Here is a 10,224-nt window from a genome sequence, read left to right on the forward strand (position 1 = left end):
ATGTATAAGGGAGGATATTTAAATGATTTTAGAGTTTTCGAGTAGTAATTATAAATCAATAAAAAATGACATTACTTTATCTATGATGTCAACTAAAGATAAGGAGCATAGCGAAATATTATTAGAATATGGAAATAGAAATGTTTTACCAATTATATCAATATATGGAGCAAATGGATCAGGAAAAACTAATATAATAAACTCATTAGCATATTTCAAATTTATAGTTTGTAACAGTAATAATTTTCAACCAGGGGATCGTATACCATTTTTCCCACATAAACTAAAAAAAGATTTCAATAGTGAATTTAGAATACAAATAGTTGTTGATAAAATTAGATATGCTTATGGATTTAGTGTAAATAATCAAGAAATAGAAAAGGAATATTTATATCATTTCAAAAATAATAAACAGGCTAAAATATTTGAGCGAATGAAAGATGATTTTTATTTTGGAAAAGAATATACTAAAGACTTAAAAGAAGTAAAAGATAAAATGAATAAGAATAATAAATTATTTTTATCTATAGTTGCTAATTGGATAAATAATGAAGATATAATAAGAGTATTTAGGTACATAAAGGAAAATATTGTAATAAATTCAAATATACAAAATGAAGAATGGCTAGAATATACTTTAAAAAATATAAAAGAATCGGATAAATATAAAGAAACTTTTATATTATTTTTAAGAAGTTTAGATATTAATATAACTGATATAAATGTAGACATAAAGAATATAAAAATGAATTATGAAGATTTGCCAGCAGATATGCCAGAAGAATTAAAGATGCTTATAAGTAATAGTGAAGGCGTAAAGAGAGATGTAAAGCTTAGATATGATGACTTAGAAATAGATTTAAATGAGGATTCAAGAGGGATAAATAAGTTATTTGAAATTAGTGGACCATTAATTGATATATTAGATAAAGGAAAAGTCCTTGTATATGATGAGTTAGAAACTAGTTTACATCCTATAATTGTTAAGCATATTGTAAAATTGTTTAAAAATAAAGATATAAACAAGAATAATGCTCAATTAATTTTTACAACTCATGATACCAATTTATTAGATTTAGATTTATTAAGAAGAGATCAAATTTGGTTAACAGAGAGAAATCAAGAAAGTAAATCAACAGAAATATATTCTCTAAGTGATCTTAAAAATATAAGATCAGATGAAAATATAGAAAATGGATATATTAGAGGTAAATATGGCGCTATTCCATTTATAACTAATAATTTAAATAATTATAAATAATATTATTAAGTATAAATTCGATATAATGAAAGTGCGGGGGAATAATGAGTAATAAGTTTATGGAAGTAATATCTTTAGAAAGAGAAAGCCAAACAAAAGATATAAATAATACAGTGATACCAAGTGTAAAGTCTGAAAAAATAATTTGCACATTTAAAACAACTTTAAAAAGCATAGAAGATAAGTTTTTAATTGTAGATAAATTAGAAACAATGGATGTGAATGATGCCAAGGATGATATACTTAGGAGTCAAATTGTATTTGTTATGAGTTCTTTAGATTATTATATGCATGAAATAGTAAAATATGGAATAATTGAAATGTTTAATGGCAACAAACCAAAAACTAAATCATATCAAAATTTTATTGTATCTATGCCTTTTGTTGAAGAGGCAATAAAAAATATTGAAAGTGTAGATTGGCTTGAAAATTGGATAGTAATAAAAGATAAACAGAACACATATATGGCTAGTGAAAAAATAAAAAAATGTCTTTCATTGATAAGTACTAAAACAATATTTAAGAATATAGCAGATGAAATGAGTATGAAGAGCAATGAGCTAAGCAATAGGATAGATGAAATATATGAGAGAAGAAATTATATAGCTCATCAAGCTGATAGAAATGCTAAAACAGGTGAATTACAAGAAATAGATAAAACTTTTGTTGAACAATCTATAAAGTTTATAAGGGAATTTGTAGAAAATGTTCATAAAGAAATCACTAATGACATTTAGATAAATATAAGTTGTTGTTATGTTTGGAATTGATGAACTTAATAGTTTATCAATTCCTTTTATTTTGCTTTATAATATTTGATAAATATAAAATATTATAAAGTTATACAAAAATAATAAATAAGTAATTCATTTTTATTAAAATCATTATTTAAAAAGAGCATCTAATTTATCTATCGCTTCTAGTTTTTGCTCTTTCATTACATGAGTGTAAATATTCATAGTAGTTTCTATATCAGAGTGACCCATTAAATGTTGTACTGTTTTAGGTGGAATATCAGCTTCAAATAATCTAGTTGCATAAGTATGTCTTAGTGCATGGAATTTAATAGGTTCAATATCTATAGATGTTAGTATAGTCTTTAAGTTTCTTCCTGGTCGTTTATCTTCTATTGGTTTTCCTAATTTATTACAGAATACATAATTTTTATTATCGTATTCTTCCTGTAATAATAATATAAGCTCATTTTGTTCTTTTTTATGAGCTCGAAGCTTTTTAATTATATTTTGTGGTACTGGTATAGTTCTTAATGAGTTTTTAGTTTTAGGAGTAGTTTCTTGAACTTCATATCTTGCTATTTTATCATTTTCATATATAGCAGCTTTCTGTAAACTTCTATTAACATGAAGCTCGTTATTTTTAAAATCTATATCAGGCCATTTTAAACCTAGTATTTCGCCAATCCTTAAACCAGTTCCAAGAGCAACTATATATAATAATTCAAGTTCATGGCCTTTAATAGCTTCCAGGAACTTTTCTTGTTCTTGCTTAGTCAATACTTTGACTTCTTTATTATCTTCCTTTTTAGGCAGAGTAACAAGTTTACACCAGTTCTTTTGTATATATCCTTGTCTTTCAGCTTCATTCAAACAAGTTTTTAAATTAGTATTAATTTGCCTAATTGTTGTAGGAGTAGTTCCGTTATCCAATAACTTTTTGTAGTGTCTTTGCAGGTGTGTTGTTCTTAGATCATTAAGCTTTATATTTCCAAAGTCGGTATTTTCTATATAGTTTTTATAAATTCCATGATACCTTTGAAAACTTTTAGGCTTTAAATCTTGTTTCCTATAGTCAAATAACCATGAATAAAACCAATCTGAAACAGTCAGCTTGTCCTCATTTAATACACCCATAAGCATTTGTTTTTTATATTCTTGAAGCTTATTTTTAACATCTTGTTGAGTCTTACCAGTAAATTGTTTACGTACTAATTTACCTCTGTCGTCAGTTCCTATGGTGATAGAAGCTCTCCAGCCTACTTGTATGCCATTTCTCATATTCTTAACAATAGAGCCTTCGCCGTTACTTCTTCTTTTGGCCATATTATCACCTCATTTTATTATTTCTAAATAATTTATTGTGTAGTTATAACATTTTTCAAAAATTAAGTATTATTTGTCACTACAATGTAATAGTTTACGCACTTCGATATTATACGAACTGATTTTTAAGTTTATATTATTATTTTTTAGGATTTATCTTTATCTATATTAGTAGTTGTAGTCTTTGACTTCATAATAAACCTTAAATCATTTTTTATAGAATTCATTATATTAAGTATCATACGAATTAAATTATTTTCATTAGAAGCTAATTCGTTAAATGAATAGCCTAATTGTTTTTGTAAAACATCACTACCTAATAATTTTAAGACTTCTATATAAACCTCAATATCATATTTTTGACTATTATAAATCATTAGTAAACACTCTTCAAAAAAGCTGAGTTCATGTTTTTCTTTACGCAACACATCTTCCATAAAAGCTTCATCTGTAGAAAGAATCTCAAGTTTTTTGAATGTATCATCAAGAGAATCTGCACAGAAATCTAGATAAACGGAATTATTATCATCAATTATTAAATCTATTAATTCTATATCTAATGTTTTTGCTATATCTTTAAGTACATCTATAGGTATATTAATATCATCTGATTCATATTTTTGAACAGTTCTTAACCCCTTGTTTATCTTTTTTGCAAGATCACTTTGAGTAAGTTTTTTTTCTTTTCGTATTTGTTTTATATTGCTTCCTATTGTCATAAGAATGCCTCCATTAATCTTATATATTATATATATTAACATAATATGAACTTAAAATACATATTTTTTAAAAAAAGTATTGACTTACGAATTTTAAGTGCGTATTATTAAAGAATAAGAATATGAATTTAAAATTCGCATAGGAGGTTTGGAGTAGTGAAATTAATGAATATGAAATTGGCAAGGATTAAAAAAGACTTAAGCCAAAAAGAGCTAGGAAATATGTTAGGTGTTTCTTCGGCTACTATAAATAGGATAGAACTAGGAAAGCAGAATGTAACATTAAGTAGACTTAAGGATATAGCAAAAGTCTTAGATGTAGATATGAAAGAGATTTTAGAGGAAGAAGAATAGGGAGGATATTTATATGAGTATAAAAATGACTGGGGAGCAGTTGAAATTTATAAGTAGCATATTTCCTAATATGACTGTTCTTGAATTCTTAAACTTAATAAATAGCAGATAGGGGTGAATATTATGAGTGAATACAAGAAAAGAACTATGACTGTAAAAGAATTTGCTGAATATCTAGGGATAGGATATATAAAAGCCTATGAGTTAACAAAATCTAAGGGATTTCCAATGTTTAAGGTGGGGAAAAAAATTCTGATTATAACTAGCAAAGTAGATGAATGGATAGAAAATACAGCTATAGGACAACAGTTTTAAAAGGAGGTAGACAATATGGAAGATTTAAAAATAAGAATAAAGGATAGATTTACTATATTAGATGATGGTTATGTTTATGCATTAAAAGATCTAGTTAATTTCTTAAAAGGATTCGAAAAATTTGGGGATATTGTATTAACGATGATTAAATACAAAGTTATACATAAAGAGGAAATTGTTATTGATATCAAGGAATTAGAATATTTTTTTGTTTTTTTTGTGGGATTCATTGCTTCAATGGATGATTATGAATATGAAATAAATGAAAAGCTTGTTAATGACAGGTTTGGGATGATATTAAAAGAGCTAATTAATAAGGGATATGCTGAAAGTTGTGATAGGTAAGCAGGTGATATTTTGATAACTCAAGGATATATCAAGCTTCATAGAAAAATAATGGATAGTCCATTATGGCAATCGTGCAAGCCGGAAAGGAAGACCATACTTATAACAATATTATTGAAGGCGAATCATAAAGAAAAGACAATAATATTAGATTCTACAAGAGAAAAGATAACACTTTTACCAGGTCAATTTGTAACATCGAGAAGTAAATTAGCGAAGGAATGTGGTAAAGGTATATCAGAACAAATGATAAGAAGTGCATTGGATTATTTTGAAAAACATGATTTTTTAACCAAGCAATCAACAAGCAAATCAACCAATGGTTACACACTTATAACCATTAAAAACTGGGGATTGTATCAAGCAGATGACAGAAATCAACCAAGCAAACAACCGAGAAATGAACCAAGCACCAACCAAGCACCAACCACGAACAAGAATGAAAAGAATGAAAAGAATGAAAAGAAAGACATATATAATAAAATTCAACAAGAATTTAACTCTACTTGTAAAGGTCTTCCATCTATTAAAAAGATAAGTGATGCTAGGGAAAAAGCAATAGATGCAAGAATAAAGGAGCATAATTTAGAAATAGTCTTAGAAGTATTTAAAATAGCTAGTAAATCAAGCTATCTTAATGGATATAACAAGAGAAATTGGAAAGCAAATTTTGACTGGATAATGAATCCTAATAATTTTTTAAAAGTATTAGAGGGAAATTATAATAGCAACTTAAAGGTACATAATCCAGCAGAAGAAAAAACAAATTTAGAAATCATAGATGGTTATGAGTATGAAAGTATTTAAGAAAATAGGAGGTATCAAAATGGAAAGTAACAAAAAGATACCTCCACATAGTGTGGAGGCAGAACAAACAGTATTAGGGTCTATACTGCTAAATCCAAGCAATATAAGTATAGCTTCTAAAAGAATTGATGTAAATACTTTCTATAAAGAGGTACATCGAATTATATTTAAAAGCATGTTAAGTATTCATATACAAGGCAAACCTATTGACTTAATTATGCTTATAGAAGAGCTTAAAGGCAATAATTTATTAGAAGCTGTTGGAGGTATTAGTTATATTACAAGTTTACAAACAATAGTTCCTAATTCTTTAAATATAAATTATTATATAGATTTACTTATTGATAAGAGCAACAGAAGGGTGGCTATGAGCCTTTTAAATAATTTAAACGATAAATTATTCAATGAAAAAATAGAAGTCGTTAAAATGGGCATAGAATCGATTAAAAGCATATTTACAAATAATAAGAGCATAGAAGAGTTATATGTAGATGCTTCGGACATAAAGAGAGGGAAAAATAATAATTTTTATATACCTACTGGTTTTGAACCATTAGACCATTTACTAGGTGGTGGATTTAGAGGAACATCATTAAACATAATAACTGGAGTACCTGGAAGTGGTAAGAGTACAATAATAAATCAAATAATAGCTGGAGCTATAGCTCAAGGAAATAAAGCTTTTTTATATAGTGGTGAGTTACCAGAAGAAGATTTAATGTTTTGGTTCAATCGAACAGTAGCAAATGATTACCACATTGAAGAGAAAACAAGTAAAAAAGGAAAGGCATATACAGATATAACTGATTATAGCTGGGAATTAATAAGTAAATGGATAAAAGGTAAGTTTAAAATATACGGAAGTAATTCGAGGGCAAACAAAGAGAATATACTAAGTGTTATTGAATATTTAGCTATAAATCAAGGTATTAGCTTCTTTATTTTGGATAACCTAATGACCTTTGATATAGGAGAAAGTGACAAGCAATATCAACAACAGAAACAGTTATGTTTAGCATTAAAGCAGTTGGCCAAAAAGTACAAGCTAGTAATATTATTAGTTGCACACCCAAAGAAACCATCTAAGGGAGAAAAGCCTAACATGTATGATGTATCAGGAGCTAGTGAGATAGTTGGTTCAGCTGATACAGTGCTAAGAATAGAAAGAATTAAAAAAGATGATGGCGAGGAAGAATCAAAAATCATAGTATTAAAAAATAGATGGGGAGGTATAACCAATAGAGCTTTTAATATATCCTTTGATATCTATAGGAAGAGGTTTTATACAAACCAAGAGGAATTAAATAGAAATTACGGATATGATACAAATAAGAAATTTGTACAAGTATCTTGCAATGAATTGCCATTTTAAAGGGGTGATGTAAATGTATGAGGGATACCCAAAAGAAGTAATAGACAAAATTAAAGAACTGGGGTTATACGGAAAGGATTTAAGGGAAATAATGATTATTTCTGTAAATGCTTGTACTAGGATTATAGAAGAAGTAGGAGTAACTCCAACTAAGCTTAGAAAAGATGTTGAGCAACTACAAAAAAATCAAATAAATTTAATGGATAAGATGAATCTGTTGAAATAATGTTTTGGATAGAAATAAAGCCCTATTATTCTTTACAAATCAAAATACAGCATAGGGAGATAAAGGACATATGAAAAATAATATGATAGAAGCTATAAGAGCTTATTACCAATACTTATTAGAAAGATTAAATAATGCAGAGAAGTATTTTAATGGATTATCGGAAGAAGAGAAAAAGAATGTATATGAAACAAAAGAATATATGGCACTAGAGCGAATTATAAAAGAGCTATCAGAAATAGAATCTATTGTAAATGATTATAGTATTTTTAAGGATGTGGAGCTATAGGTGTGAGAATGACAATTAGAAAATCTATAGCCTTAATAAAAAGGCATGAAAATGTAAAGGTAATAGTAAATGCTAGAACTAAAATATCAGAGGATTATAAAAGGACAGTATATGATCTAAAAGATATATTGATAAATGATTCAGATAATGTGGAAATAAAATTAAATGATAGAATAATTGAAATATCAGTAAAAGAATTAAAATTTGATACTGGATTAATAGCAACAGTATTTTATAAAGAGAATTGTGTGATAGTTTTTACATATGAAAATTAACGACTATAGGGGGATTTTTATAATGGAAGTACAAAAATCTAAGAATATGACAGTTGGCCAAGCTACACTAGAGGTATATAAAGCTATAGAATCACTTGGTTGTGAATTTGATATAGAAGAATTAAAAGAATTAAGAAAATACGTTTTAGGATGTATAGACAAAGACGGAGGTTCTGAAAAAGTTAAGAATATATTTACATTTGTTTTTGATAATTATAATGAGTTAAAAGGTTTAATAAATTAGAAAAATAGTTATTTAAATAGCTAATAATAATGCAACTAAATGCAACTAATATTAAGTTACTAGAATTAAGCTTCTAGTAACTATTTTAATTAATAAATGTAGTGACAAATAAAATGATAAAAAAGTAAAATCATAACACTATAAAGGAGTATTTCAAATGTTTTGCAAAATAAGAAAAGGTAAATGGGGATATAGTATTTATGCTTGTGATAGAAAGAGGGTAAATGGGAAAGTAGTGTCAAATGATATAAAGGTAGACTCATATGCATGGCACTCACTTTATGAATATAAGGAAGAAATAAATGGCTTAATAGATGATATACCAGTTGCTTTAATGAGTAGTATAACAGCTAAATGTATAGGGAATAAAGATGTAAATTTAGACTTTAATGATGTAGTGGAGAAATTAATTAAAGTCAAGAAAGAGTATTACCCTACATATAAAGCTATGATGTCAAAGATTAAAAATGATATTAAAAAAGAAGAAGAAAATAAGCTTCTTGAATATGAAAACTTTAAAAATAAATATAGCTCATTACACTATAAAGAACTTATGGAAAAGTACCAGGAAGGATATGACAGAGGATTATTGGATGGAATAAAAGTAGAGGATAAATTTTTTAATAGAAGTAGTGACAAAAAACTTGAAATGAATGATAGTGAAAAGAAACTACTAAAAAAGTTATATAAAAGAATGGCCATGCAATACCATCCAGATAGGAATACAAATAATAAAGAAAGTGCTGAAATGATGGTATTAATAAATAAACTGAAAGAGCAATGGGGTATATAGGGGGTATCAATGACAGATAAAGAGTATTTACAATATGAGCCAATGCTTATTAAAATAGCTAATAAATTTAAAAATAATCCTTATGGAATTGATATAGAGGATATTATGCAAATAGGTAGTTTAGGAATGATTAGAGCCTTTGAAACGTATAAAGAAGGAAAAGGAATGAGTTTTGATACTTATATGTATAGCTGTATTAGTTGGAGTATAAAAAGAGAGTTTCATAATCTTAAAAGAATACATGGCCAATATGCTATTACATCACTAGATCATGAAATAGATGAAGATACAAATATGTATGATATTATTCCAAATAGTAGTGTAAATGCAGAAAATGAAGTAATAGAGGAAATGACACTACAAGAGTATATACAAGAATTTAGAAATATATTACCACCTACAAAAGCCAACATTTTTATTGATAGGTATGTAAATGAGCTTCAAATAAAAGATATAGCTGCTAAGTATAATAAAATGGATAGCTCAATTAATAGCATACTAAGACAGTGTAGAAGTGAGTTAATGAGAAAGTCATTTAGAATAAGGATAGAATATGAAAGATATATAGAACAAAGAAAAAAGAGTGAATATATATATACTAATCCTTCTATTATAGAAGCTGATAGTGGTTATTATAATTCTAGGTTAGAACTAATTAAGAGATTAGAAGAGGAACAAATAAAAAGAGATAGGGAGTTTATAAGTTATTATAGGGGATAGTATGAAAAAAGATAAATATTACAAGATGACCGAAGAAATATTAAAAGATTATAACTATATGTTGCATGTAATAGAGCTTATTAACTTAGAATTGGAAGAGGTAACCAATACAGATCATGTAGATAAACTGAAATATATCAAGAATAAGAATGAGATAATTATTAAAAAAATAAATATAGCTATTAATAATATGAGTGATGATGAGTATATATTATTTTATAGTTTATATATAAACAAAGAAAGACCAATAAACATAATGTGCAAAATGAATATATCTAAAAGTACATACTATGATTTAAAAAAGAAGCTAATATTTAAAATTAGTGAAATAATATATCCTAAGTGTATAAGGGATATGTATAAAAGCCATTTATTCTAGCGTAAAAGCTATAGAAAATGAAAGTTGTAATAAGGTAGTTTTTAAAGACGAGTTTTATAAAACGG

16 protein-coding genes are annotated in these 10,224 nt (G+C 26.7%); 14 read left to right on the top strand and 2 right to left on the bottom strand.

The genetic code is table 11. From position 1 onward, the window contains the following. Nucleotides 1–22: 22 nt before the first annotated feature. Entirely contained in the window at nt 23–1,261 is a 1,239-nt protein-coding gene (locus tag NSA58_RS10430) for an AAA family ATPase (RefSeq protein ID WP_257560435.1), read from the top strand. A gap of 44 nt (nt 1,262–1,305) precedes the next feature. Further along, nucleotides 1,306–1,998, top strand: coding sequence for a HEPN domain-containing protein (locus NSA58_RS10435; RefSeq protein ID WP_257560436.1), 693 nt, complete (start codon nt 1,306–1,308; stop codon nt 1,996–1,998). A gap of 147 nt (nt 1,999–2,145) precedes the next feature. Here NSA58_RS10435 and NSA58_RS10440 read toward each other — a convergent pair whose 3' ends face one another. Continuing rightward, a complete protein-coding gene (locus tag NSA58_RS10440; protein ID WP_257560437.1) occupies nt 2,146–3,321 on the bottom strand; it encodes a tyrosine-type recombinase/integrase in 1,176 nt (391 codons plus the stop codon). 146 nt (nt 3,322–3,467) lie between these two features. Next, nucleotides 3,468–4,040 carry a helix-turn-helix domain-containing protein gene (locus NSA58_RS10445; RefSeq protein ID WP_257560438.1) on the bottom strand — a complete coding sequence of 191 codons (573 nt, stop codon included), beginning with the start codon at nt 4,038–4,040 and terminating at the stop codon, nt 3,468–3,470. Between the two features lie 165 nt (nt 4,041–4,205). Between NSA58_RS10445 and NSA58_RS10450 the strand changes: the two genes are divergently transcribed. From NSA58_RS10450 to NSA58_RS10505, 12 genes are all read left to right on the top strand, one after another. Continuing rightward, nucleotides 4,206–4,394, top strand: coding sequence for a helix-turn-helix domain-containing protein (locus tag NSA58_RS10450; protein ID WP_257560449.1), 189 nt, complete (start codon nt 4,206–4,208; stop codon nt 4,392–4,394). A gap of 123 nt (nt 4,395–4,517) precedes the next feature. Beyond that, on the top strand, nt 4,518–4,709 hold the full coding sequence (locus NSA58_RS10455) for a helix-turn-helix domain-containing protein (RefSeq protein WP_257560439.1): 192 nt from the start codon (nt 4,518–4,520) through the stop codon (nt 4,707–4,709). 15 nt (nt 4,710–4,724) lie between these two features. Continuing rightward, complete coding sequence (locus NSA58_RS10460) at nt 4,725–5,054, top strand: hypothetical protein (RefSeq protein WP_257560440.1); 330 nt, start codon at nt 4,725–4,727, stop codon at nt 5,052–5,054. A gap of 12 nt (nt 5,055–5,066) precedes the next feature. Then, nucleotides 5,067–5,861, top strand: a complete 795-nt coding sequence (locus NSA58_RS10465; protein WP_257560441.1) for a hypothetical protein — start codon at nt 5,067–5,069, stop codon at nt 5,859–5,861. A gap of 19 nt (nt 5,862–5,880) precedes the next feature. Next, entirely contained in the window at nt 5,881–7,233 is a 1,353-nt protein-coding gene (locus NSA58_RS10470; protein ID WP_257560442.1) for a DnaB-like helicase N-terminal domain-containing protein, read from the top strand. Nucleotides 7,234–7,246: 13 nt separating this feature from the next. Beyond that, entirely contained in the window at nt 7,247–7,459 is a 213-nt protein-coding gene (locus NSA58_RS10475; RefSeq protein WP_257560443.1) for a hypothetical protein, read from the top strand. A 70-nt stretch (nt 7,460–7,529) separates the two neighbouring features. Continuing rightward, a complete protein-coding gene (locus tag NSA58_RS10480; RefSeq protein ID WP_257560444.1) occupies nt 7,530–7,748 on the top strand; it encodes a hypothetical protein in 219 nt (72 codons plus the stop codon). Between the two features lie 2 nt (nt 7,749–7,750). Next, complete coding sequence (locus tag NSA58_RS10485) at nt 7,751–8,023, top strand: hypothetical protein (protein ID WP_257560445.1); 273 nt, start codon at nt 7,751–7,753, stop codon at nt 8,021–8,023. A gap of 22 nt (nt 8,024–8,045) precedes the next feature. Then, nucleotides 8,046–8,267 carry a hypothetical protein gene (locus NSA58_RS10490; RefSeq protein ID WP_039679257.1) on the top strand — a complete coding sequence of 74 codons (222 nt, stop codon included), beginning with the start codon at nt 8,046–8,048 and terminating at the stop codon, nt 8,265–8,267. A gap of 157 nt (nt 8,268–8,424) precedes the next feature. Beyond that, nucleotides 8,425–9,060 (top strand): DnaJ domain-containing protein, encoded by a 636-nt coding sequence (locus NSA58_RS10495; protein WP_257560446.1) that lies wholly within the window; start codon nt 8,425–8,427, stop codon nt 9,058–9,060. A 9-nt stretch (nt 9,061–9,069) separates the two neighbouring features. Further along, entirely contained in the window at nt 9,070–9,780 is a 711-nt protein-coding gene (locus tag NSA58_RS10500) for a sigma-70 family RNA polymerase sigma factor (RefSeq protein WP_257560447.1), read from the top strand. Nucleotide 9,781: 1 nt separating this feature from the next. Next, nucleotides 9,782–10,159, top strand: coding sequence for a DUF1492 domain-containing protein (locus NSA58_RS10505; RefSeq protein ID WP_257560448.1), 378 nt, complete (start codon nt 9,782–9,784; stop codon nt 10,157–10,159). The last annotated feature ends 65 nt before the right edge of the window (nt 10,160–10,224 follow it).

The sequence above is a fragment of the Terrisporobacter muris genome (assembly GCF_024621905.1).
GTDB lineage: Bacteria > Bacillota > Clostridia > Peptostreptococcales > Peptostreptococcaceae > Terrisporobacter > Terrisporobacter muris.